This is a genomic window from Pseudomonas sp. EA_65y_Pfl1_P113 (assembly GCF_963970525.1).
Lineage (GTDB): Bacteria > Pseudomonadota > Gammaproteobacteria > Pseudomonadales > Pseudomonadaceae > Aquipseudomonas > Aquipseudomonas tritici.
In genome coordinates this window covers 55219-77638 of the sequence record NZ_CAXAQM010000005.1, presented here as the reverse complement: position 1 = coordinate 77638, position 22420 = coordinate 55219, and the positions used below count along the sequence as shown (strand labels likewise).

Annotated in this window: 20 protein-coding genes and 5 pseudogenes; 14 read left to right on the top strand and 11 right to left on the bottom strand. The window is 57.8% G+C overall.

What is annotated here, in order from left to right; genetic code table 11:
* Nucleotides 1–15: 15 nt before the first annotated feature.
* The 3 genes from AACY52_RS06960 to AACY52_RS06950 are packed head-to-tail and all read right to left on the bottom strand — an operon-like array spanning nucleotide 16 to nucleotide 803.
* The gene (locus AACY52_RS06960) at nucleotides 16–315 is read right to left on the bottom strand and encodes a hypothetical protein (RefSeq protein ID WP_339416409.1); all 300 of its coding nucleotides are present in this window, start codon (nucleotides 313–315) and stop codon (nucleotides 16–18) included.
* Nucleotides 316–327: 12 nt separating this feature from the next.
* Nucleotides 328–654 (bottom strand): phosphotyrosine protein phosphatase, encoded by a 327-nt coding sequence (locus tag AACY52_RS06955; RefSeq protein WP_339416408.1) that lies wholly within the window; start codon nucleotides 652–654, stop codon nucleotides 328–330.
* The gene (locus AACY52_RS06950) at nucleotides 651–803 is read right to left on the bottom strand and encodes a DUF2986 domain-containing protein (protein WP_339416407.1); all 153 of its coding nucleotides are present in this window, start codon (nucleotides 801–803) and stop codon (nucleotides 651–653) included. Before AACY52_RS06950 ends, AACY52_RS06955 begins: the two co-directional genes overlap by 4 nt.
* A gap of 150 nt (nucleotides 804–953) precedes the next feature.
* Between AACY52_RS06950 and panB the strand changes: the two genes are divergently transcribed.
* On the top strand, nucleotides 954–1769 hold the full coding sequence (panB, locus tag AACY52_RS06945; RefSeq protein WP_339416405.1) for a 3-methyl-2-oxobutanoate hydroxymethyltransferase: 816 nt from the start codon (nucleotides 954–956) through the stop codon (nucleotides 1767–1769).
* Here panB and AACY52_RS06940 read toward each other — a convergent pair.
* The 3 genes from AACY52_RS06940 to AACY52_RS06930 are packed head-to-tail and all read right to left on the bottom strand — an operon-like array spanning nucleotide 1757 to nucleotide 4797.
* Complete coding sequence (locus tag AACY52_RS06940; RefSeq protein WP_339416403.1) at nucleotides 1757–3151, bottom strand: PLP-dependent aminotransferase family protein; 1395 nt, start codon at nucleotides 3149–3151, stop codon at nucleotides 1757–1759. The genes panB and AACY52_RS06940 overlap by 13 nt on opposite strands.
* A gap of 55 nt (nucleotides 3152–3206) precedes the next feature.
* Nucleotides 3207–3725, bottom strand: a complete 519-nt coding sequence (locus tag AACY52_RS06935; protein ID WP_339416401.1) for a DUF2569 domain-containing protein — start codon at nucleotides 3723–3725, stop codon at nucleotides 3207–3209.
* A 37-nt stretch (nucleotides 3726–3762) separates the two neighbouring features.
* A complete protein-coding gene (locus tag AACY52_RS06930) occupies nucleotides 3763–4797 on the bottom strand; it encodes an alpha/beta fold hydrolase (protein ID WP_339416399.1) in 1035 nt (344 codons plus the stop codon).
* 246 nt (nucleotides 4798–5043) lie between these two features.
* Here AACY52_RS06930 and AACY52_RS06925 point away from each other — a divergent pair, with 246 nt between their 5' ends.
* Nucleotides 5044–5550, top strand: a complete 507-nt coding sequence (locus AACY52_RS06925) for a hypothetical protein (protein WP_339416398.1) — start codon at nucleotides 5044–5046, stop codon at nucleotides 5548–5550.
* A 112-nt stretch (nucleotides 5551–5662) separates the two neighbouring features.
* Nucleotides 5663–7018, top strand: a complete 1356-nt coding sequence (locus AACY52_RS06920; RefSeq protein WP_339416396.1) for a hypothetical protein — start codon at nucleotides 5663–5665, stop codon at nucleotides 7016–7018.
* A gap of 91 nt (nucleotides 7019–7109) precedes the next feature.
* Here AACY52_RS06920 and AACY52_RS06915 read toward each other — a convergent pair whose 3' ends face one another.
* The gene (locus tag AACY52_RS06915; RefSeq protein WP_339427446.1) at nucleotides 7110–9131 is read right to left on the bottom strand and encodes an FIST N-terminal domain-containing protein; all 2022 of its coding nucleotides are present in this window, start codon (nucleotides 9129–9131) and stop codon (nucleotides 7110–7112) included.
* Between the two features lie 399 nt (nucleotides 9132–9530).
* Here AACY52_RS06915 and msrA point away from each other — a divergent pair, with 399 nt between their 5' ends.
* The 4 genes and pseudogenes from msrA (at nucleotide 9531) to AACY52_RS06895 (ending at nucleotide 11251) form a co-directional block, all read left to right on the top strand.
* Nucleotides 9531–10037, top strand: coding sequence for a peptide-methionine (S)-S-oxide reductase MsrA (gene msrA, locus AACY52_RS06910; RefSeq protein WP_339416393.1), 507 nt, complete (start codon nucleotides 9531–9533; stop codon nucleotides 10035–10037).
* Between the two features lie 5 nt (nucleotides 10038–10042).
* Nucleotides 10043–10441 (top strand): annotated as a pseudogene (locus tag AACY52_RS06905) (aliphatic sulfonates ABC transporter substrate-binding protein); the annotation flags it as partial.
* Nucleotides 10442–10579: 138 nt separating this feature from the next.
* Nucleotides 10580–10881 (top strand): annotated as a pseudogene (locus AACY52_RS06900) (type II toxin-antitoxin system RelE/ParE family toxin).
* A gap of 1 nt (nucleotide 10882) precedes the next feature.
* A complete protein-coding gene (locus AACY52_RS06895; RefSeq protein ID WP_339416392.1) occupies nucleotides 10883–11251 on the top strand; it encodes an addiction module antidote protein in 369 nt (122 codons plus the stop codon).
* 85 nt (nucleotides 11252–11336) lie between these two features.
* Here the strand turns inward: AACY52_RS06895 and gudD are convergent, their stop codons facing one another.
* Both gudD and AACY52_RS06885 read right to left on the bottom strand, forming a co-directional pair.
* Complete coding sequence (gene gudD, locus AACY52_RS06890) at nucleotides 11337–12662, bottom strand: glucarate dehydratase (RefSeq protein ID WP_339416391.1); 1326 nt, start codon at nucleotides 12660–12662, stop codon at nucleotides 11337–11339.
* Nucleotides 12663–12753: 91 nt separating this feature from the next.
* Nucleotides 12754–13374, bottom strand: a pseudogene (locus tag AACY52_RS06885) (MFS transporter); the annotation flags it as partial.
* Nucleotides 13375–13712: 338 nt separating this feature from the next.
* Here AACY52_RS06885 and AACY52_RS06880 point away from each other — a divergent pair.
* The 6 genes from AACY52_RS06880 (at nucleotide 13713) to AACY52_RS06855 (ending at nucleotide 21413) form a co-directional block, all read left to right on the top strand.
* Entirely contained in the window at nucleotides 13713–14432 is a 720-nt protein-coding gene (locus AACY52_RS06880) for a FadR/GntR family transcriptional regulator (RefSeq protein WP_339416385.1), read from the top strand.
* Entirely contained in the window at nucleotides 14429–15124 is a 696-nt protein-coding gene (locus AACY52_RS06875; RefSeq protein ID WP_339416384.1) for a tRNA (adenine(22)-N(1))-methyltransferase TrmK, read from the top strand. Before AACY52_RS06880 ends, AACY52_RS06875 begins: the two co-directional genes overlap by 4 nt.
* Before the next feature lie 281 nt (nucleotides 15125–15405).
* Nucleotides 15406–17463 carry a methyl-accepting chemotaxis protein gene (locus AACY52_RS06870; protein WP_339416382.1) on the top strand — a complete coding sequence of 686 codons (2058 nt, stop codon included), beginning with the start codon at nucleotides 15406–15408 and terminating at the stop codon, nucleotides 17461–17463.
* Between the two features lie 146 nt (nucleotides 17464–17609).
* Nucleotides 17610–18005, top strand: coding sequence for a hypothetical protein (locus tag AACY52_RS06865; RefSeq protein WP_339560374.1), 396 nt, complete (start codon nucleotides 17610–17612; stop codon nucleotides 18003–18005).
* Nucleotides 18006–18044: 39 nt separating this feature from the next.
* Nucleotides 18045–20633, top strand: a complete 2589-nt coding sequence (locus AACY52_RS06860; RefSeq protein WP_339560373.1) for a hypothetical protein — start codon at nucleotides 18045–18047, stop codon at nucleotides 20631–20633.
* A gap of 153 nt (nucleotides 20634–20786) precedes the next feature.
* Nucleotides 20787–21413, top strand: a complete 627-nt coding sequence (locus AACY52_RS06855; protein WP_339437382.1) for a glutathione S-transferase — start codon at nucleotides 20787–20789, stop codon at nucleotides 21411–21413.
* Between the two features lie 39 nt (nucleotides 21414–21452).
* Here the strand turns inward: AACY52_RS06855 and AACY52_RS06850 are convergent.
* A pseudogene (locus AACY52_RS06850) lies at nucleotides 21453–21845 on the bottom strand (FAD-dependent oxidoreductase); the annotation flags it as partial.
* Between the two features lie 115 nt (nucleotides 21846–21960).
* On the opposite strand from AACY52_RS06850, the gene AACY52_RS06845 reads away from it, so the two are divergent.
* Nucleotides 21961–22194: a hypothetical protein gene (locus AACY52_RS06845; RefSeq protein ID WP_339416375.1), complete on the top strand. Its 234-nt coding sequence runs from the start codon at nucleotides 21961–21963 to the stop codon at nucleotides 22192–22194.
* A gap of 3 nt (nucleotides 22195–22197) precedes the next feature.
* Here the strand turns inward: AACY52_RS06845 and AACY52_RS06840 are convergent.
* Nucleotides 22198–22284, bottom strand: a pseudogene (locus AACY52_RS06840) (DUF6124 family protein); the annotation flags it as partial.
* Nucleotides 22285–22420: the final 136 nt, after the last annotated feature.

Here is a 22420-nt window from a genome sequence, read left to right as displayed (position 1 = left end):
GGCGTTGAGCAGTTGCTAAGACTTGAAGGCATCGCAGTTGTCTTCAGGCGCTCCGAACAACTCATCGTGAGCGTCCATTGCTTCTATCAGGCTTGCGTACGATTGGCTACGTTCACTGGGTGACATCTCAATCAGCAGTTGTATCAGTTGTTTATCAAAGAAAGCTTGGTTGGCGGTCGTCATGGGCAGGCGAAAGAAATCCGTACTCTGCACCGTGTACAGGGCTGTTTTAAGGTTCATAAAGCACACATACCGCACTGCCGCGGTATCAGTCAGTCGGCGCCAAGTGATGATTTGCTGGTAACTGTCGTTCATTGATCTTCCTTGTCATGTCGCGAGGTAAGGCTCCACCACATCTTCCAGCAGACTCACTAGTTCCAGGTCCATGTAGCGAAAATCGTCGGGAATATCCAGGCAGTGCAACGGCTTATGCTCCAGCAGACGGGCGTAGTCGGCCTGTAGGCGCTGCTGGTGTTTGCGCTCCATGACGAAGATCACGTCGGCCCACTGGATGTCCGCCGGGCCGACGGTTTTGCGTGCGTTTGGGCTGGTGCCTGCCGAGCGCACATTGAAGCCGGGGCGACGGCGCCAAATCACTTCTGCCGTCGGGCTGCGCCATTTGTTGCGGCTGCAGATGAATAGCAGGTTTTTCAATCTTGCTCCAACGCTTGAACCGCTTCAGCCGCCAGCTTTTCCCGGTCTGCCTTGCTGACGTACGTATCTTTTTTCTTCGGCGCCAATTTGGCGCTGGCCTTTTTGGCCTTGGCCTTGAAGAGCTGCTTGAGTTTTTTCTGGCGGTTCATGTCTTTCTACCCAGGCTGTACAGGCTCGGGATGATACCAGCTTAAAAACCGACGCCATTCCCTGAGTCGCTTTTTAGCGCCAATCTGTGTATTGAATCGCCCTCCCTTTTGCCAATAATCGGGTCCTCCAGCGCACAACGGACGACACTGATGAGCATCCACACCCGCACCAAACGCATGACCGTCCCGCAACTGGTCGCCATGAAGGGCCAGCAGAAAATCGTCTCCCTGACGGCTTACTCCAGCGCCATCGCCAAGCTGATCGATCCTTTGGTCGATTTCATCCTGGTCGGTGATTCCACGGCCATGGTCGGGTACGGCCGCCCCTCGACCTTGAGCATGCAACTTGAAGAAATCATCGGCCACACCCGGGCCGTGGTCGATAGCACGCGCTTGGCCTGTGTGATTGCCGACATGCCGTTTGGCAGTTATCAGGAATCCAATGAACAGGCCTTCCGCAATTGCGCCCAGGTGCTGGCGCGCACCGGCTGCGACGCCGTCAAGCTGGAAGCCAACCAGGCGTTAGCCGGCACCGTCGAGTTTCTGGTGGCGCGCGGTGTTCCGGTGATGGCGCATGTGGGGCTGATGCCGCAGTTCGTCAACGTGATGGGCGGCTTCAAGGCTCAGGGGCTCACCGCCGAAACCGGCGCGCGAATTGCCAAGGATGCACGGGCCAATCTGCAGGCGGGTGCGTTCAGCCTGTTGCTCGAAGGGGTGGCAGAGGGCGTGGCCCGGCAGATCACCCTCGACTCGGCAATGCCCACCATCGGCATCGGCGCTTCACCGGCCTGCGACGGCCAGGTGCTGGTGACTGAGGATGTGCTGGGCCTGGGCGGCGAGCAGATGCCGCGTTTCGTCAAACAATACGCGGACGTGGGCGCGGTGATCCGCGATGCCTGCGAACGGTTTGCCGAAGACGTGCGTCACGGTCGTTTCCCTGAGGCGCGGCACTGCTACGGACTTTGACGAATTGCCCGGGCCAGTTGCTCCACGGCCTGGGCGATGTCTTTGCTCCAATCGAGGGTAAAGCTCAGGCGCACATGCTGTTTCCAGGCACCTTGCTGGCTGAACAGTTCGCCGGGGGCGATGACGATGCGTTCCGCCAGCAGGCAATCGAACACGCTCTGCATGTCGACCAGACGCGTGGCTTCCAGCCAAAAACACGCGCCACCCTGCGGGATCTGCACTTCAAAGGCACCCTTGCCGTGTTCGTCCAGCAGGCCTTTCAGCCGGGTCATACAGTCCTGCAACAAGGCCCGCAGCGTGTGCAGATGCGGGTCGATGCGCTTGGAAGTGAATAGCTTGGCAATCGCCTTCTGGCGGATCGGCGACAGACGAAATGCCCGCGCCAGGAACGCCTGCTGCAACTGCGCCCCACACCCACGGCACAGCACATAGCCGTAGGGTGCCTCCGAGCCGATCACCTTGTCTAAGGTCGAAAACACCAGCAGTTTCTGCGGGTCGGCAACGTCGCGATAGCGGGCCGGCCGGGGCGCGAAATACAACTCGCCGTAGGTGTCGTTTTCGAACAACCAGATATCCCGCTGCGCCAGCCATTGGCAGATCTGCTGTTTATCCTCAGCCGGCATGCGGCTGCCGTGGGGAATGTTCACGGTGGATGACAGCACCGCCAGGCGAATGGGCGCGTGCTTGAGCAGTTGATTAAGCGCAGGCAGGTCGAAGCGCCCGTCGGCGTCAAGGTGCAGTTCGATTACGCGGATGTTCGCGGCTTTAAGCTGGCGCAGGATCGCCCACGAGCACGGAGACTCCACCAACGCCACTGTGCCCGCCAAGCCCAGGGCGTTCAGCGACAACGCCAGCACGCTATGCAGGTCCGCGCCGACATAGACCTGATCGGCCTGCCAGTAGTTGTCAGTGGAGCAGGTGTAGCGCTCGGCCAATGCAGCGCGCAGCTCCGGTTCGCCAAAGGGCAGGTACAACGGTGTCAGTGAGCGCGGGTATTGGCGGGCAATCTCCCGCTCAATCATCAGCAGTGGGTTTTCCAGCGACATCAGCATGGCCGGTGCGTCGCTGCTCAGGGCCAGCATGCCCGGCTGGCGGGCATTGGCAAAGACCTGATCGAGCAGGCTGGGTGCGCGCTCAGTTGAGACAGCCGTCGGCTGCAGACGGGTGAAGTAACCGAACTTGGGCCTGGCGTATACCCGTCCTTCATCCTCAAGGAGCGCGTAGGCGTACTTGGTGGTCGACACCGATACGCCGAGGCGCTGCGCCAACTGGCGCAGCGACGGCAACTTGTGGTCGCCTTGCGAAGGGCTTGCCTCAATCAACTCGACGAGGTAGCGGTACACCGCTTGATAGGCGAACGGGGCGTCTTTAGGTGTATCCATAACCCTTTGCGCCGCATGACTCGCCATTGCAGGGAGCAAGGGGCAGCGTGCTCTGTTAAAGGTTGACGACGGTGCGAGTGTCAGCGCTCTCAGGCTTATGCTCTACAAACGTTGCCTGTACCCGCTTGGATACCAGCATGTAAGGCACCCAGATAAACAAGCCAAACAATGCCCGGACCATTTCTTTTAGTGTGTTGCCATCGAACAGCGGCTGATTCACCAGGACAAACGAGCAGATCCAGGCATCGAGCGGAATGAAAATCACCGAAAAAACGACCGTGGCGATATAAACCTTGGGGAACACGTAATGCTTCCTGAGGAACAGGTAGACCAAATAAGCATAGGTAGCAGCCAGTAGTACGTTGACGACTGTTTCTGAAATCAGAATCGGCGCCCATAGCGGGTTATACAAGGACGATCCCTGCGTGGTCACAGCAGTAAAAGTGCCATTTGCGAAGATGGGGTAATACACGGCGAGAACGTTATAGCTCAGGCGGATAACCGATATAAACAGGCCTATTCCAACGAGCACGAGCCAGCCTCCTAACCCTCTCAACTCTTTGCTCTCTTGCATGTTGCACTCCGTGGGTGAGTAAGGGTTCGAATTTTAATTATTTGCTGAACGATTGCCGCAGAAACGTAGTAATCAGTCCTACCACCTGTTGTTGGATCTCTACTCTGGGTCGGGCCCCTTCACCATCGCGGCAAATCATGCCATCGCCTGGCGAGTCCTCTTCGATCAACGCCATACCGCCCGGCTTGCAGGTCGACATAAAGCTGAAGTGAGTGGCGTCTGCGATCTCTACGTAGTGTGTTGATGCTTCAGGCAACCGCTTGACCATATCGGTGGACTCCAGGTTGGGGTCCATATCCTCCGTTGGCACGCCCCCCGCAATTACCAGTGCCGGCACCGGCAGTGCGGCCAGGCTGGCGTCGGTGAAGCCGCGCGACAGGCCCAGGTCCAATGTCACCACGGCGCCGACGCGTGGGTCGCGCAGGGTCGCGGCCAGTTGGGCCTTCGCAGCCGGTGTCTCGGCCGGTTTGATCTGCTGGTAGCCGATGCAGCCGCCCAACTTCGGGTGTGCATTGCAGTCGCGGGCGAAGAGGTCCGGGTCGAAGCGTGCACCGGCAATTTCCATGGCAGTCCATCCCCCAATAGAGTGACCCACCACGGCGATCCGGTTTTTCGCCACCGCGCCGAACTGCTTAGGCTGAGCGATCACCGCATCGATGGCCCGGCTCAGGTCTTTGGTCCGTTGCCATAACTGTGCGGCAGCCTGCGGGCTGCGGTCCTTGCTGGTGGTGCCGGGATGGTTGACCGCCGCCACGATGTAACCCTGATGGGCCAAGGCGCTGGCCAGCCACACCTGGTTGCCCCAGTTACCGCCGTAACCATGGGAGAGCACCACCAGCGGGTGTTCGCCGCTTTGCGCAGGCGCGTCGGGCACCGCGAGGGCGCCGAAGAACACTGCGTCGTCACGGATCAGCTCGGGTGTAGTGGCGGCGGCGGTGGGGTACCAGACGACCATTTGCAATGGGCGCTGCGTATCAGGGACGGTGACGTTTTTGAAGCCGATAGGTGTGGTTTCGGCGAATACAGGCGCTGCCAGGATAATCAGCAGCAGTGCGGTGAGGGTGGTTTTCACAGTTTTTATCGTCCTTGATGTGAGGGCCGCATCATGCCTTGAAACAAGGAGTTTTAATAGAGGTGAGGCGGGATTAGGAAGTTGCTGACGTATTCCTACTTTTAAGTATGACGGCGTTGTCCTTCGTTATTTTAGGAAGTGGGTGGCTTTATTCGGTTAATTAATCGTGCAATGGTGCGGGTGTGAATCTTACAGTTGGATTGATTTGAACCTTACGTGTTAACTCCTGACTCTATGGTGATAATTATGAAAAGCTTGATTGTGTTTGTTCGTAGTTCAGGCCCAAGCAAATATCTGCTCGCATTGGTTGCTGCTTTGGTGATTTTCATTAACGAAGTCGTGCAGGCGCAGGAAAGGTCTATTCCTAAGTCTGAGGCGCCCGGCCCCGTGCTCGTGTTATCTAATTCCGATACCAGTCCCGGTGTAGGGTTCGCAAGTTTCAGTATTGTGAGCTCTGATTTTCCACCGGGGACTCTCGTTGACCCCAAACAGTTAGTGGAAGTGCAATGGAATACGACTTACTATCCTGAAAGTATCATGGAGGATGTGAAGTTGTGCTACTCGCGCCCCTTCAGTTCTCAAGAGGACTGCAGGAAAATTCTTCCAAACTCTTCCGGAACACTGTCGGACTTCAATGTTCAGTCGTTCGGTAATGGCTCGCGTGTCAGAATCTATCATGATGTATACGGGGGGACGCCCCGCTATACTCGGCCTGCGGGTGCAGACTCAGTGGTATTTAAATACAGGTACTAACTCAGTGGAAGCTGCTGGGGATTAAGTTGCTTCGAGTTTATTTTTAAATAGATAACCAACGTATATCTAATGCCGGGTAGCTTCGGTTTGCTCCTGGGCTGGGAGAACATCCATGATCACTGTTCAACCTCAGGCATCCGCATCCTACGGGCGCATGACAACAAGTAGTTCCGTCAGTGCCGTTCCGTTGTCTACGGTTCCACACGCTAACGATCAGACGGCTGTGGCGTCAGCTACGATCCGTGACGTTACTAGCAGCACCGTCTCAATCCTGGCTCGTCAGCTGAGCGAAGCCGCAACACGGGCTGAAACCCGGGCCGGCCAGATGAGCGCCAACCCACTCCATTCGATTACGGGTGACCATTACCTCGCCAATAAAGCCCAGCACGATACGGAAACCCCCAGCACCGAAAACCCGGAGCTCCTGGCACGGGCGCGGCACGCCACTGGTTTCGTCAACGGTACGGACAGCAACCCGTTTAAAGAACTCGCGCGCAATCAGCTCAGCCTGATTGTCGGGGATGACGGTGGCTCCTTCACCGTCAATGAACGACGTGCAGCGTGGGAAGCGCTGGCATCAACGGCGCCCAAGGTCGCCACCCAGTCGGCCCCAGCTTCCGTTAACGGCCGCGACCTCATGATTTCGCGCTTGTACAACGGCAATGAACCCCCCGTTGCCAAGCCACCGGCCACTGTCTACAACGGCACTCAAAACCACGCCGATTTCCTCAACCGTGATGACCGTGCCTTGATCTCGGATATGTACGCCTATGCAAAAGCGGAAGGTGCGGACCTGTATTTCGTAGATCGAGTGGCCATAGAACTCGGCACCTACCGTCATTACAGTGACGGCCTTCAACTTGGGGGGAGCAACGTTCGCTATGACTGGGACGGGTTCCAGGTGACGTTCGACTACAAGCCAGAGGACGCCGCAAACGCGTCAAGAATCCTGGAGGGCTCGGCGATCAACAGCACCCGTCTCGACCAGGGCTTTTTACGATACATCCTGAGTCCGAGCCAGGGAACGTTCTCCAATATTGGGGGCATACCCTTCCTGGAGCGGATGGTAAAAAAATTCTCCAGTGAAGGCGCTGATCAACCTCCACTGGGCAGCGAGTTCGCCACCTTCAAAAGAGCCAAGCGCGAGGACCATGTCGTTCAAACCACGGACAAGAACATAAGGCTCGCGCCCTTCAAGGCACTTACCGAAACCGTGAATGGTGTCTGGCACCTCACCGAACACGGCAAGACCGCTGGCTATTTGATGGATAAGTCCACCGGTAGGCTGTACAAGCCCACTGATCCTCTAAGCGATCAAGTGCAACAGCGCTCGCCCTTGAATATTCCTGCTGGCGAAGCGCCCAACAACACCTTGCTCGACGCCCTGGCAGACACCCGCGAGCAGCCAACAACACGTTGGATCTGGCCCGGCCATCTGTTCAAACTGATGAAAAACTTCAAACCCTGAAGCGCCACTGTCCACCAGCCACTGCAAGCGCATTTTGCTGATGCGCATTGCAGCCCAGCCGACTCAGACCCCCGCGCCTTCCGCTTAAGGCCTACGCGTGCGTAAGCCCCGTCAACGTATCCGCAAGGGTCTTCGTGCGTTGCGCTGTCCCCTCAGTCGCACGGCTTGACGCCTCCAGTGCGTCGAGCATTTCGCGCAGCGCGCCCACCCCGGTGGACTGGTCCTCAATCTGCTGGGCAACACGCTGGATCTCGCTCGACAGCAGGTCGATATCCACACCAATCTCCGCCGCATTCTTACGCGTGATCTCTGCCAGTTTGCGCACTTCGTCCGCCACCACTGCAAAGCCCCGGCCGAGGTCGCCCGCGCGCGCCGCCTCGATGGCGGCGTTGAGCGCCAGCAGGTTGGTCTGCCCGGCGATTTGCTGGATCACTTGCACAATCGACTGGATACGCAAACTTGAACCCGCCAGGGTGCGTGCACCTTCCACTGCGACATCTGCCTGGCTCGACAGCCCCTCCACCGTCGCTCCAGCCTGGGCAGACACGCTGTTCTGCCGGTCAATGGTGCCCACCAGATCATCCATCGACGCATGCAACTCACCCGAGTAATGCTTGAGCTGCGAAGCAATGTCCTCCTGCTGCCGCTCGGCTTGCGCCAACACTTGGCCCAAGTCTGCCAGGCCTTCGAACACCGGCAGGATATTGCGGTCCAGCCCACGGGTATTCAGGGTGTCGGTGAAGTCTTTGTTCTTGAACGCGTTAATTTGCTTGACCACCACATGGTTCAAGCCCGCCAGTTTCTTCACCTGCCGGCGCAGGAAAAACGCCTTGAACTCGCCATAATGGGCGATGAAATTGTCGACGTACTCGTCATTGAAACTGACGCCTTTGGCCACCCGAAAGAAGAAAATCGCGGTCAGCGTCTGGTTCAGGTTCAGCCCCAGGATTTCACCAAAGGTCGAAAACCCCGCCAGCGGCACATCCCCAAACGTGCCGGCCATGCTGCCCAGTTCGGCGCCGTTGTTCAGCCGGCGCAAAATGCAGTCATTTAGAATACCCGCCACCGGCTGGCCACCCTTGCCGCGCAAAAATTGCTCGTAGTCCAAACGCGTTGCCTCACGCAACGGCGTACGCCGCACCATCACCAACTCTTCACCGGGTGCCACGTCGCAAAACAGCTGCACGATCTGCTGCTCATAGTCGATACGCGCGATGGAGCGCACGAACAACTCACTGCCCACGCGGATGGCAAACGAGTAGTCCGCCAGCTTCGATTCCAGCGCCTGGGGCGTGCAGTTGAACGCATCGCACAGCGCTTGCACCATGCTCTTGATGTTGCCGCTGCTGTCGATCACCTGGTCAATCGTGCGGTCCTCTACCGACGCGGTCAGCACACTGAAGGTCAAATCCGCCGGCTTGAAATTCTGGCTCTTGAACACGCCAAAGCGCACTTGGGCTGCCGTCTTCAGGAACACAATCTGCGCATGGTTCTGATAACTGCGCTGGCCGTCGTGAATCAGCGTCTTCTGGAAGTCCGACTTGCCCCCGGCCGACCCGCCCACGAATAAACACGGAAAACGCCCGGACTCATACAGCGCCTCCATGAAAAACGACTCCGACGCCGACAACCCGTCAAACACGACATAGGCCAACGTATCGCGATGATCGATCTGCGTATGCACCTGCACCCCTTTGATATTGCTTACCAGCTTGGCAATCCGCTCCTGCATCCCCAGGCGCTTGCCGCCACTGCGAATGTCCTCACACTCCAACGGCACCATCACCACCTCGGCGGCAGCGATCACGCTGTCGTCGAACAACTGCAGCACAATCCGGTCCCAGCGTTCGCCAGTGGCGCAGTAAAGCGTCTTGGCTGCGTTGCACAACTCGCCGGCAGTGGTGCACAGGCTGATGGTGCTTTGGGGAAAGCGCCGCTTGAGCTTGGCGGCTATTTGGTCGATGTCCAGATGCGGGGAGATGAAGCCGGTGATAAGCGTCGGGCTGATGCGCAGGGTGGCTAAAGACGGCTCCAGTTCGTTGGCGGTGCAGGTGAGCGTGGTGGTGCCTTGACGGTCGGGCCGGGCTTTTTTGAGAAGGGCGAGTGGGTTCATGGTGGGGGCTCAATCGGGAGGGGGCGCAGGGTATTGGCATGCGGTTAATAAGGTTATCGGCGGGAGGGGGGAGGGCAGGAGGGGAGGTTGGCGGGATGCGACAGATGGCCGCATTTGGCCTGCGCGGGATGCGCGTGAGCTACGGCAGGGGCCTTGCCTGGAAGCCTATGACTAGCCCTGTAGATCTTGATGAGTGGGTGACGCACGTGAGAGATGCGTCGTACCGATCCACCCGACACTGATCTCAGTGAGAAGTATGTGAAGCCGCTGGGCCTGCCAATAGTGCGTGACCTTCGAGAGCAGTGGTTTTAAAACCGGGATAATCTGCCGCTCAACCTTGGTATTGGCCAACACAACCCCATAACTACCCCTGTATCCATTGAGCTTAAGGGGCAGACCATGACCAACCAAACCGAAACCGCCATCCTCGCCGGCGGCTGCTTCTGGGGCATGCAAGACCTGCTCCGACGCTATCCCGGCGTGCTACATACGCGCGTCGGCTACACCGGCGGCGATGTGCCGAATGCTACTTATCGCAACCACGGTAACCATGCCGAAGCGATTGAGATCGTTTTTGACCCGGCTGTGATTACGTATCGGAAGATTCTCGAGTTCTTTTTCCAGATACATGACCCGAGCACGCCTAATCGGCAGGGGAATGACCTTGGGCCCAGCTATCGTTCGGCAATTTATTACCTCAGCGAAGCGCAGAGGGGCATTGCCGAAGATACAGCAGCAGACGTTGATGCTTCTAAGTTATGGCCGGGGCGTGTGGTAACTGAAATTGAGCCGGCGGGGCCATTTTGGGAGGCGGAGCTTGAGCATCAGGATTATCTGGAGCGGATACCGAATGGGTATACCTGCCACTTCGTGCGTCCGAACTGGAAGCTGCCGAAGCGTGCGTGATGATGGCCTTCGGTACCTGGGAACCCTACGTGTCGCTGCAGGAAAAAGAGGGCAGTACCTTGATCCGCAACGCTATGGGCCTGATGAGCGCGCCGACCTATATCGTGGCGTACGAGCCGGCCCTGGCGCAAAAAAGCGCGATCATCGCAGACTTCATTGCGCGCCTCACCCGTGCTCGGGCGTGGAGCAGCATGCACGTCGATGAGTACGCCGAGGCGTGGTGCAAGGCCAACCAATCGGCGCCGGAAATCGCCAAAGTGTGGTTCAAGCGCGATGCGATCAAAGTGCTGCCGATCTCGCCAACGATTGTCAGCGAGGCCCAGGCCACGCCGGATTTCCTGGTGGATGCGCAGATGTTGAAGCAGCGGTATGACGTGGCGCCGTTGTTTGATCGGGTGCTTTAAACGCAGAGGAAATGTGCGCTCATAGTATCCACCGGATGTTTGTTCAGGTGCTGGACTAGGATTTTTCTTCCGGAGCTCACCGGAAACAAAATTCCACTGGCATCGGCAAGGAGTAGCCAGTAGGCTACACTTGATGCTGTGACCAATTTAGTCGGCAGGACGCCGGAGTTTGATACATGGCTCGACGGTATGAGGGATATTTGGGGGAAAGCGGCGGTGCTGACCCGCCTGGACCGAGCTGGAGAAAACAATTTTGGAGATTGTGAATCGGTAGGCGACGGCTTGAGTGAAATGCGTGTGTTTGTCGGGCCCGGTTACAGGATTTATTTCGTGCGTACGGGTATCACCGCTTACCTGATGCTGTGGGGAAGCGGTAAACCGACCAGAAGAGAGGAATCAAGCGGGCGAAAGAGATTCTTGATGCCCTGAGAGGTAGATGAAATGAGCGAATCGAAATTCAAACCCGAGGATATGCCGATCCTCGATCTTGATACGTCCGGTACCCGCGTCTATGAAGCTTCGCGCTTCCTCGACAGCCCGGACACCATCAGTGCGTATCTGGCGCAAAGCATGAGGTCTCAAGACCCACAGGTACTGATGAAGGCACTTGCGGAGGTCACCAAAGCCCAGGGCGTGAACAAGGTGGCCGAGGCGGCGGGGGTTAATCGCGAGAGTCTTTACAAAACGCTGAAAGGCGGATCAAAAACGCGCTATGAGACGATCCAGAAGCTGATGATGGCGTTAGGGGTTGAGCTGACTGTGCAGCCGATTGCGATCCAAAAAACACCGGCAGTCGTCCGCAAACCTTAATACGAAAACGCGCACTTCAGCACGAAGCAGTTCGAGTCTGGGAGCAGGCAAGCCAGCTCCCATATTTATTTGCGTGTTTTTGGCCTTACCGCACCAGGCACGGCTGCTTGTTGTTGAAGCGCCATCCCGGAATCAGGAATTGCATCGCCACGCTGTCATCCCGCGCCCCGAGGCCCATGCCTTTGTACACTTCATGGGCCTTGGCCACGGCGTTCATATCGATCTCTACACCCAGGCCTGGCTTGCTCGGCACTTTCACGTAGCCGCCTTCGATTTTCAGTGGCGCCTTGGTCAGGCGTTGACCGTCCTGCCAGATCCAATGGGTGTCGATGGCGGTAATGTCGCCCGGCGCGGCGGCGGCTACCTGGGTGAACATCGCCAGGGAAATATCGAAGTGGTTGTTGGAGTGCGAGCCCCAAGTCAGGCCCCATTCATGGCACATCTGTGCGACGCGCACCGAGCCCTGCATCGTCCAGAAGTGTGGGTCGGCAAGAGGAATATCGACGGATTGCAGCTGGATGGCGTGGCCCATTTCGCGCCAGTCGGTGGCGATCATGTTAGTGGCGGTTTTCAGCCCCGTGGCGCGGCGGAATTCGGCCATGACTTCGCGGCCTGAGTAGCCGTTTTCGGCACCGCAGGGGTCTTCGGCATAGGCCAGTACGTGGTGCTGGTCTCGGCACAGGCGGATGGCTTCTTTCAATGACCAGGCGCCATTCGGGTCTAGGGTGATGCGGGCATCCGGGAAACGTTCGGCCAAGGCCGTGACGGCTTCGATTTCGGCATCGCCACTGAGCACGCCGCCTTTGAGCTTGAAGTCGTTGAAGCCGTATTTGGCTTTGGCAGCCTCAGCGAGGCGCACCACGGCGTCGGCCGTCAGGGCTTTTTCGTGGCGCAGGCGGAACCATTCATCGTCGCTGTCGGCCTCGTCGCGGTAAGCGAGGTTGGTAGCGCTGCGGTCGCCGACGTAGAACAGGTAACCGAGCATCTTCACGGCATCGCGCTGCTGCCCTTCGCCGAGCAAGGCGGCCACCGGGACGTCGAGGAATTGACCCAGCAGGTCGAGCAGGGCGGCTTCCATGGCGGTGACGGCGTGGATCGTAATGCGCAGGTCAAACGTCTGCAGGCCGCGCCCGGCCGCGTCGCGGCAAGCAAAGGTGCTGCGCATCTGGTTGAGCACGCGCTGGTGCTGACCAATGGGCTGGCCGATCACCAGGCTGCGGGCGTCTTCCAGGGTCTCGCGGATGCGCTCGCCACCGGGTACTTCGCCCACGCCGGTATTGCCGGCGCTGTCTTTGAGAATGACGATATTGCGCGTGAAGTAAGGCCCATGGGCGCCGCTGAGGTTGAGCAGCATGCTGTCGTGGCCGGCGACGGGGATGACCTGGAAGTGGGTAACGACGGGAGTGTTCATGGCAAGTTCCTAAATGGGCTCAAAGAGGTTTGCTGAGGGCGGCGCCCGTAGGCACAGTTGGCGCCAGCACGGCGGAGGGCGACGTCTTGGCAAAAAATACCAGGATCGCAGCGAGCACCGAGGTGCCGGCCAGGCCTTCAATGGCAAACATCCACTGCCAGCCGTGGAAGCCAAACCCTTCGATCTGCAACAGTGCGCCTGAGAGAGGACCGGAAATCAGTGAGGCGACCGCCGAGCCGCTGAGGAAAATCGCGATGGCTTTACCACGCTCCACGCCGGGCAGCCAGCGGGTGAAGTAGTAGATCACCCCAGGGAAGAAGCCGGCTTCGGCCACGCCCAGCAGGAAGCGCAGGATGTAGAAGTGGGTTTCGTTCTGGATGAACGCCATCATCGTCGCGACGATGCCCCAGGTGAACATGATGCGGGTCAGCCAGATTCGCGCCCCGACCTTCTGCAGCAGCATATTGGAGGGCACTTCGAACAGGGCGTAGCCGATGAAGAACAGTCCGGCGCCGAATCCATAGGCGGCGGCGCCAATGCCCAGGTCATGCTCCATGTGCGTGCGCACAAAGCCGATATTGACCCGGTCGATGTAGTTGAGGATGAACATGATCACGAACAGTGGGAGCACATGGCCCTTCACTTTGCTCACGGCGCGTGCGAGGACCGAATCGCTTTCTGGTGCGGCAGATGCATGGCTTGAATTGTTCACAATTCAAAACTCCCCCTGATTATTTTTATGCGGGTTTGCGTGTTTTGTTGATAGACATCATACAAGTAGGTTTCGTGAGATCGCAATGCAGTGGTGCGTGTTTTTGTGCTTATAACGCCCTGTGTAGATCAGGTTTTTTGGTTTTTGTTATAGGTTTCACTTGGTTTTATGCAGGTTTTGAATGGTCTGATTGTTTGGGAGAGTCGCAATGGTTCGAGTGAAAAACGTGAGCGGTATGATTGGTTGTCATACAAGTTGATGGTTTTTTTAATCAAGCCGGGCCCGTCGCCGGGCGGGGTGTTAAGCTCCCTCCAGCTCAGCCCCGTGGACTTGTAGCAATGCCCATTGAAAGTGGAACCCCCCTGCGCAGACGCTCCACCAACCTTGCCCAAGGCGTGGTCGATGCGCTGACCCAGCGCATCCTGCTTGGCCAGTTGAAGCCCGGTGAGAAATTGCCATCGGAATCCACCATCGTGCTTGAGCATGGCGTGAGCCGAACCGTCGTGCGCGAAGCGCTCTCGAAACTGCAGGCGTCTGGCCTGGTGGAAACCCGTCACGGCATCGGCACCTTTGTATTGGCGCTGCACGCCCAGCAGGGTTTGCGCCTGCATGTGGACACGGTGGCCAGCGTGCGCAATATGCTCGAGTTGCGTCTGGGCCTGGAGGTACAGGCCGTAGCGCTGGCAGCGGTGCGTCGAACCGACGTTCAACTGGCCCACATGCGCCAGGCGCTCGACGATTACCAGGCGTCCCTGGCCAACAACGACACTTGTGTGGAAGAAGACAAACGCTTTCACCAACTGATCGCCGAGGCCACCGGCAACACGTTTTTTACCGAGATCATGCTGCACCTGGGGAGCGCGATGATTCCGCGCACCCAGCTCAAGGGTGACGAGCGTGGCGGCGCCGACTTTGCCCAATTGGGGCAACTGGCGAACCTGGAGCACGAGGCGATCTTCAACGCGATCAAACGCCAGGACCCTGACGCCTCACGCGCCGCCATGGTGCTGCACCTGACCAACAGCCGGGACCGTTTTTCGGGGGAGCAGGGCCGTTGAACGAACACACTTTATCCATGCGCCTGGAGCGCGTGGGGGCGAACGTACCGACTGGCGCGCGCCTGGCGGATATTGGCTCCGACCACGGCTATTTGCCGGTGGCCTTGATGCGCCGTGGTTTGATCGTGGCGGCGGTAGCGGGGGAGGTGGCTGCTACGCCATTCCATGCGGCGCAGCGCACCGTACGCTCCAATGGCCTGGAGCAGCAGATTACGGTGCGCCTGGCCGATGGCTTGGCCGCCATCGAACCCCGTGACGGCATCACCGCGATCAGCGTTTGCGGCATGGGTGGCGAGACGATTCGCGACATTCTCGAAAACGGCAAGTCTTACTTGAGTGGCCAGGAACGGCTGATCCTGCAACCCAACGGCGGCGAGCAACCCGTGCGCCAATGGCTGATGGATAACGGTTATTCCATTCTCAGTGAAGAACTGCTGTGGGAGAACCGCTTCTACTACGAAATCATCGTCGCCGAGCGCGCTGGGCCGGTGGCTTATAGCGCCGAACAGCTGTACTTCGGCCCGCTGCAGATGCAGGCGCGCAGTCCTGCGTTCCTGGCCAAGTGGCAGCGCATGTTGCATCAAAAGCAAAAGACTCTGGCCAGCCTGGAGCGCGCGCGGCAGGCGGTGCCTGAAGAGACGCGGCAGGAGATTTCCCAGCAGGCCAGGTGGATTGCCGCGCTACTGGCTTGACACACGTTCATTCAAATTCTCCAGCCCCCACAGGGATGGGGGTTGTGCCGGGTGTTTGCGCCATTAGTTACAGGGGCGCTCTGGGGGTGAGTGTTTCTGCCCCATTTTCGTGCGTTTCTCGTTGTTTATTTGGTGCGAGCCCGCCTATTTCGGGGCGTTCCTTCATCGGCCCATTTTTTGCTTGTGGCTTCTCAATCAATGACATGGCATTTTGCCGTTAGTCATTTCAAGGCTTCACCCAGCGGTGCACCGCGTGGGTCGTTTTTGGAGAGTGGTCGGACATGCACAGCCTTTTATCACCGGGTATCCGCCTGCTGGGTCGTTTCGGCTTTGCGCGCAAGTTCCAGATCCTGTTCTTGCTGTTCATGCTGCCCCTGGCGGGTAGCCTATGGACGATTGGCTCGGACTATCGCGACAAATTAACCGTGATATCGAGCGAGCAGTCCGGCGTTCGGCAATTAATCGCCTTGGACGCGTTGGATGACCAATTGACGGCCCAGCGCAACCTGGCCGCGCGGTGGAAAGCGGCAGATATACTGCACGCTCCGACGCCGGCGGCGAAGGCGGCGATGGACAAGGTGGATGCGAATTTCCCAGTGATCCTGCAAAGCCTGCAAGCGTTGGGCGATTCACTAAAGTCCCAGAACGCCAGCGCCGATATCCTGGCCCGCTTCGAAGCGTTACAGGCCACAGTCAAGGGCATGGATTCCCAATCCCTGCGCACCGTGGGCTGGTGGCCGGACGGCTACGACCGCTTCACCTTGGCCCTGACCGCGATGCAAACCCTGCGCGAGCAGATCACCCAGGATACCGGCTTGATCCTGGACCCGTGGTTGGAAACCTACCTGTTGATGCAGATTTCCACCCAGCAAACGCCTGACCTGATTGAGCGGATCGGCCGCATGGCCAGTGTGGGTCAGTCATCCATCGCCTCGGGGCAGTTCACCCTGCAAAGCCGTTTGCAGATGCGTGACCTGCGCAGCCGCATTGGCGATGCACGGGACCAGTTGGTTAAGGCCGCTGCCCCCCTTAGAGCCAAGCAATACGTGGGGCTAGGTCCCTGGACCACGCAGTACGACAACAGCCTGCAACGGCTGGACAACGAACTCAAAGTGCTCGACGAGGGCGTGTTCGGCGGCACCATCAAGCTCGATACGGCGGCCTTCGAAACCAGTGTCGACGGCATGCTCGACGGTTTGGCCGCACTGCGTAACCAGTCGCTGACGTCGCTGGATGCGCGCTTGAGCTATTACCACACGCGTTCCATGCAGCAATTTGTCCCGTTGGCGGCGACGTTCAGCCTGCTGGCGTTGGCAGCGTTGTATCTGTTCATTTGCCTGCAAGCCTCGATCCGGCGTAGCGCCAGCGGTATCACCACCTTGGCCGAATCCTTGCGAGACGGCAATCTGTGTGTGGAAGTGGCCGTTGAGGGGCGCGACGAGCTCGCCGCGATCAGCGCTGCCTTGAACGTCGCAGTGGTGCAGTTGCGCACCAGTCTGTTAGGTGTCAATCACGAAACCCAGCAGCTTGGCTCAGCGGTACAGACCCTCAACTCGCAATCGGGCAGTACCCTCAACGAGGTCGAAGACCAGCAACACCAGATCAGCCAGATTGCCGCCGCTGCTACCCAATTGGCCGCCACCTCCATGGGCGTTGCCCGCAGTTGCGAACAAGCCTCGAGCAGCGCCCAACAAACCCGGCGCATTGCCGAGGACAGTAGTCGCGACAGCCAGCGCACCACGGCCAGCATCCAGCAGCTCAATCAACGCCTGACTGACACCGCCAATGCGCTGGAGCAAGTCAACCAGCAGGGCCAGCAGATTCAATCGGTGGTCGATACCATTCGGGGCATCGCCGAACAGACCAATCTGCTGGCACTCAACGCCGCCATCGAAGCCGCCCGCGCCGGCGAGCAGGGCCGGGGGTTTGCCGTGGTCGCTGATGAAGTGCGCAGTCTGTCACAACGCACACAGGCCTCGACCGCACAGATCGCCGACACTGTGGACAGCCTGCGCGCGACGGTCAGTCAGGCAGTTACCCTGATGGGCGCCGCCTGCGAACAAGCACTGACGGATGCGCAATCGGTCACCGGGCTTGGCGTTCGATTGGGCGAGATCGCCGGCGCGGTGCAGAACGTTACCGACACCTTGGCGCAAATCGCCACGGCAGTGGAGGAACAGGCCACGACGGCGGATGAAGTGAGCGGCAATATCCAGCAGGTCGACCAGGCCGCCGGGCGCCTGCTCGACGGCGCGCGCGCGGTGAACCAGGCGGCCGACACGCTGAGCAAGGGCAGCCAGGCACTGAGTGACAACACTGCACGGTTTCGATTGGCGTAAGCGCCGAGGCTGGCGAGCGGAACCCTTTCGTCGCGACTGACCACTTATTGTCCGAACCCTGGCGCACCCGATAAGTGACGCCAGCATCCAGGTCCCCAAGGAACACGGCCAACAACAACGCCCTTCGATCTCACGGGATTACAGGTATGAACTTTGATATCTCGAGTACTTTGCGTGCGACTCTGCTAACTATCGGAATTTCCAAGGAGCACATTGGCGCTTTCGATCTTCATTCGTCTATTGAGATTAACTTCAAAACGATCAGTCCGATTATTTTTACTGTTGAAAATGACAGGGTGTGGATGTGGAGTCGGTTGAACAGTCACTTCAATGTTGATGTTCATGCACAGAAGTTACTTGTTCTACTGCAACACGCATTGCCCTGGGTCGTGACGGGGCAGGCGGTCTTTGGCAAGGGACGAGCGGGCTACGAAATCAAAGCGTTGTTAGCGGTAGATTGCATTGTATCGCCTGAAAAAAAGCAGGGAGCATTGGATGGGTTTTACCGTCTGATGGTATCAATCAATAACGCACTCAATTGAATACTCACCCGCACTCCACTTTTTTATGAGAGATAAATAATGGTAATTGAAACTGGCACTGCACCCGTGCAGCAGACGCCTACGGGGCAGCGGGTTGGGGATAATGGCCTGAGAAAGACGGAATTTGTCAAAAACTTTGATTACATCAAGAATAAGGCTATTGAGGTTTCCTCCAACACACTGCCTACGTTGACCATGAAAAACGGAGGCAAAGAACAGCCGGTTCATTTTCTTGATGATGGTGCGTATGTTGCGCAAGTCAGAAATGGTGCCGTCTACAATGCTGTGATTGACAGTGAAATTGTTGAAAAATACTCTCAAGACAATGTCGTGCCGGGCAAGGCATCCATCAAGGATGGCGCGTTGAGTCTGGGGTTGAATCGGTTCAGGATTACGGGCCCCACTCAAACGGAAACCCAAAAAATCCTGGCGGGACTCCAGCATATCAAGGACCCGGAGGCCCGCATGGCTGAGCTTTCCAAACTCGTCAACGACCAAGGCACTCACAGTGTGGAGGGGGCGATGAGGCTTACCATGGTCAACGATCCGGTCAGGCGGGCGTTCGAGAGCTATTACGCTAAGCACGCCTTGCAAGATTATTTCAGTAGCCCAGAGAAGTACCAGAAATTTTCAGATATCTCCACTCGCCAAGTTGATTATCTTAAACAACATCTCATCCCTGCCGCCTTAGTCGAAAAGTATGAAGCTGCCTGGCGCAATGAAAGTTTTGACACCGCCATTGTCGGTTTGGATCAGTTGCAAGGCTTCTATACGCGTGCCAAGAAAACCCTCGAAACGCTGGAGGTGACACCGTCGGCGCAGCAGGCAATATTCGATATCTACAAACATCGTTACATGAGTTATGCGCTGAAGAATGAGCCCGAGGCCGAAGCGAAACTTCCAGTGGGGCATTGGGACGGCGTGTTTGATCCGATCAAGGCGCCTGGTAAAGGGCGCGTGGAACTCAACGCCAAAGAGGGTAACTTGTTCAGGCAGGCAGACAGTTTCAATGTTGGGATTATGAGGAACATTGACGCCACGCCCAGGGACTTGCGGCTTAATGAACCTCATTATATTAAATACGAAAGCGATTACAAAAATCAGTTATTAGCCAGCGCCAGTACGCGCTGCCCGGACAGGCTTGAAATGCAAGATCCCAATCATCCGGATGCATTCAAGCCTGGCTCTTATTTAAAAGACTTTTTTGGAAAAGGTACAGGGACCTATGTCAATGGTCCTTCGGGCTCTATTTTGATCGAGCATGGCGCTTTACGCGCGTGCAAAGATGCCCATGCACAGGCGAGTGCTGATGACATAGAAACTTACCTGGCTATTCAAGCCCTGTTATTTATCTATATTGATGGCGGGCACTCAATGGATGAAATCGCCTATGCGCTGAAGCAGGGGAGTGCGCGAGAAAAACTGCAAGAAGCGTTTGGAGGTCGAGATGGATTCGACAAGGTGGGCACCAAAATTTTCATGAACTACGGCGCTTTGGAGAAAGCCGCCAATGATGCCGCCACGTTCAGCCATGCACTACAGGTCAAAGATCACGCCCATCAAAAAATAACCCATACCGATCCGGCCGGGTTAACCACTCGTGCGCAAACTAAAACGTTGGCATTGAAGCAAACGGCATCCGCCCGAGGTGTGCTTTATCACCCCGCAGACGTCCTGATTAAGGAATTGGGGGCTGCTGCCAAGCTACTGCATAAGGTTGTCTCGAATCTCAGTCCCGAGCACCAGAAAACGCTCGGTGCTCATTTATTAGGCGAGGGCAGATTATTGGAGGGGGGAACAACCGCCGATTTGCTGGCAGCGTTACAACGAGTCAGCGCGCCTGAGCTTTTGCCGGCTGGCGTGGAGGTAAGTGCTACGGACAGGGCTGTGGTGATTGCACTGATGGGTGATATCGGCGGTTTTTACACCACCCCTGCCAATGCAAGTGTGGAGATGATGACGGCGCTGAATGATCAGTTGGAGGCACATGGCGTGCAGATACCGTCCCCGGCATCCGTACAGGCTATGCGGGACACGGGCGGTTCTACTGCTGTTGGCCCGGACAAAAGGGCGGAGCGGAAAGTCCGCTCCTTTGAGTCACCAAAACACATTCCCTTCCGCGCCGGAGTACACAATACGGGCTCGGTTGCCGACGAATTGCTGAATATCGATGCAGCCAAACGTATCCCCGCCAATCGCTGGGCAGTCTTCGATATCAGTACGCCTCGTATCAAAGAAACCACCGAACCCTTTGTCGGGCACATGTCGGCTTCTCCGGCCGAGATACTTCAAACCTGGGATATGTTGCGTGGTGTCAAAGCGAAAGACCAGTACGTGGGAGCACTGCGCGGTCACCCGATTCGTCCAGAGGGCGGGGAGTCGCCAGGTTTGATGTCAGCGCAGCAAGAACAGCGCTATGCCCGTGCCGCGGGTGCAAGTGCCTTCTTAGTGGGGTTGGGTTATCACAGTGCGGTCGAGGTGCTCGAAGGTACGCTGGTGTACACGGGACAAAGCATCAGAAACAAGGGAACACTGTCCCCGACACAGCAGGATTCTGCCCATGTGTTCGGACACGGCGCGGCGACGGACCTCATGAGCGAATTGTTCAAGGCCAATACGACAGCGTAGCGTGCTACTTTTTTTGCTGCGCTGGCAGATCAGGCCACGTAGTGTTCAAATCAGCCAAACGCCTCCACAATCGGTAGAAATTTAATTGTCTGCACTCCTGGGCGCTGGCGTAGTCTGTTTGCAAGACACCCCTGTCGCCCAGCGGAGCATTCAATGATCATCGTCCACCACCTCAACAACTCACGCTCGCAACGCATCCTGTGGCTGCTCGAAGAACTCGGCCTGCCCTACGAAATCAAGCGTTACCAGCGCGACCCAAAAACCAACCTCGCGCCGCCTGAACTCAAGGCCATCCACCCACTGGGCAAATCTCCGGTAATCGAAGACGGTGGCCAGGTGTTGATCGAATCTGCCGCCATCATTGACTACCTGATCCGCCGCCACGGCCAGGGCCGTCTGCAGCCTGATCCCGCCAGCGCCACCTACGACAGCTACGTGCAATGGCTGCATTTCGCCGAAGGCTCGGCCATGCTGCCGTTGATGCTCAACCTCTATGTCGGCCGCCTCGGCGAAGCAGGCGCGCCGTTGCACCCGCGTATCGAATCGGAGGTGGCCAATTATTTGGGTTACTTGAACGATGTACTGGGGCAGACGCCTTACCTGGTCGGCGATGAATTGAGCGGCGCGGATATCCAGATGAGCTTTATCGGTGAAGTCGCCGGCGCCCAAGGCAAATTGCAGGCCTACCCGAACCTGGCCGCGTGGGTGGAAAAATTCCAGGCGCGGCCTGCGTATCGCAAAGCGGTGGAGCAGGGCGGGGAGTACGCGTTCGCGAAATAGCGTGGCTTAGGGGGGCAGCTTTGCCCCCATTCTTTGCAGTTATTGACCTTCGAAACGCCTCAACGAAAACGACGATAAATCCAGCTCGCTCGCCCCCCGGATGCACCACTGCGCAAACGCCTCCCCCAGCGCCGCCGAATGCTTGAAGCCATGCCCCGAACACGGCGACACCACCAGGGTGTGCTGCAACGTGGGGGGCTGGTCGATGATGAAATGGTGGTCCGGCGTCACGGTGTAGGCGCACACCGCCGACTTGACCACCTTGGCCGTCACCCCGCAGAGACGGCCCTGCACCTGTTGTTCGTATATCTCGCGCTCTTGCGCAGGCGAGACTGTGCGGTCGAGTGTCTCGGGCGTTGACGAAGTGTGGTACTGCGCCGTGGCTATCTTCAAACTGCCCTCGCCGGGCAACGCGGGGAAACCGTAATTGGTATGTTCCAATGGCTATTTCGGCCGAAAGCGCCCCCTTTCTTTCACAACCGGTCTACCATGCCAACCCCCGGCAGTGGTTAACGCGCTACCGACCCCATTCTTAAAAGGTACCGCAATGTCCATCGACCAAATCTCCCTTCCCAAAGGCTTAGGCCCTCACGCCATCAAGCTCCTCGAAGCCATCACCGGCGCTTCAACCCATGAAGAACTCAACCGCGCCGGCGGTAAGGCTGAGGGGTTTGTGTTGGGGCTTGAGTCCACCAAAACCATCAAGAGCCAAATCGCCGAGTCGTTGTATGTGGCCTACGACGACGCGGCGAGTAATCGGGCGGGTGAGTTGAAGGGCTAACAATCAGCCGGGGTAGGGTGCTTCGCGGTCAAGGAGTTTGGTCGTGAGCAACACGCCCAGTTCGCTCAGTTGGTGGATAGCCAGGGCGACGCTGAATAGGGCGGATGGATCAGGTTTTGCCTGAGACATGACGATATCCAGATTAGGGCCGTCACCTCGTCGCGACTAAACAAAAAGGTGGCAGCTGTACGCAGGTTAGTAGACCGGTGGATATCAAAGCCGGCGC

Excerpts from the sequence above, each read along its gene's own strand:
- AACY52_RS06920 (WP_339416396.1), top strand. The coding sequence starts at position 5,663 with ATGATCACTGTTCAACCTCAGGCATCCGCATCCTACGGGCGCATGACA.
- gudD (WP_339416391.1), bottom strand. The coding sequence starts at position 12,662 with ATGAACACTCCCGTCGTTACCCACTTCCAGGTCATCCCCGTCGCCGGC.
- AACY52_RS06865 (WP_339560374.1), top strand. The coding sequence starts at position 17,610 with ATGAACTTTGATATCTCGAGTACTTTGCGTGCGACTCTGCTAACTATC.
- AACY52_RS06855 (WP_339437382.1), top strand. The coding sequence starts at position 20,787 with ATGATCATCGTCCACCACCTCAACAACTCACGCTCGCAACGCATCCTG.
- panB (WP_339416405.1), top strand. The coding sequence starts at position 954 with ATGAGCATCCACACCCGCACCAAACGCATGACCGTCCCGCAACTGGTC.
- AACY52_RS06880 (WP_339416385.1), top strand. The coding sequence starts at position 13,713 with ATGCCCATTGAAAGTGGAACCCCCCTGCGCAGACGCTCCACCAACCTT.
- AACY52_RS06940 (WP_339416403.1), bottom strand. The coding sequence starts at position 3,151 with ATGGATACACCTAAAGACGCCCCGTTCGCCTATCAAGCGGTGTACCGC.
- AACY52_RS06950 (WP_339416407.1), bottom strand. The coding sequence starts at position 803 with ATGAACCGCCAGAAAAAACTCAAGCAGCTCTTCAAGGCCAAGGCCAAA.
- AACY52_RS06925 (WP_339416398.1), top strand. The coding sequence starts at position 5,044 with ATGAAAAGCTTGATTGTGTTTGTTCGTAGTTCAGGCCCAAGCAAATAT.
- AACY52_RS06870 (WP_339416382.1), top strand. The coding sequence starts at position 15,406 with ATGCACAGCCTTTTATCACCGGGTATCCGCCTGCTGGGTCGTTTCGGC.
- msrA (WP_339416393.1), top strand. The coding sequence starts at position 9,531 with ATGACCAACCAAACCGAAACCGCCATCCTCGCCGGCGGCTGCTTCTGG.
- AACY52_RS06915 (WP_339427446.1), bottom strand. The coding sequence starts at position 9,131 with ATGAACCCACTCGCCCTTCTCAAAAAAGCCCGGCCCGACCGTCAAGGC.
- AACY52_RS06845 (WP_339416375.1), top strand. The coding sequence starts at position 21,961 with ATGTCCATCGACCAAATCTCCCTTCCCAAAGGCTTAGGCCCTCACGCC.
- AACY52_RS06860 (WP_339560373.1), top strand. The coding sequence starts at position 18,045 with ATGGTAATTGAAACTGGCACTGCACCCGTGCAGCAGACGCCTACGGGG.
- AACY52_RS06960 (WP_339416409.1), bottom strand. The coding sequence starts at position 315 with ATGAACGACAGTTACCAGCAAATCATCACTTGGCGCCGACTGACTGAT.
- AACY52_RS06895 (WP_339416392.1), top strand. The coding sequence starts at position 10,883 with ATGAGCGAATCGAAATTCAAACCCGAGGATATGCCGATCCTCGATCTT.
- AACY52_RS06935 (WP_339416401.1), bottom strand. The coding sequence starts at position 3,725 with ATGCAAGAGAGCAAAGAGTTGAGAGGGTTAGGAGGCTGGCTCGTGCTC.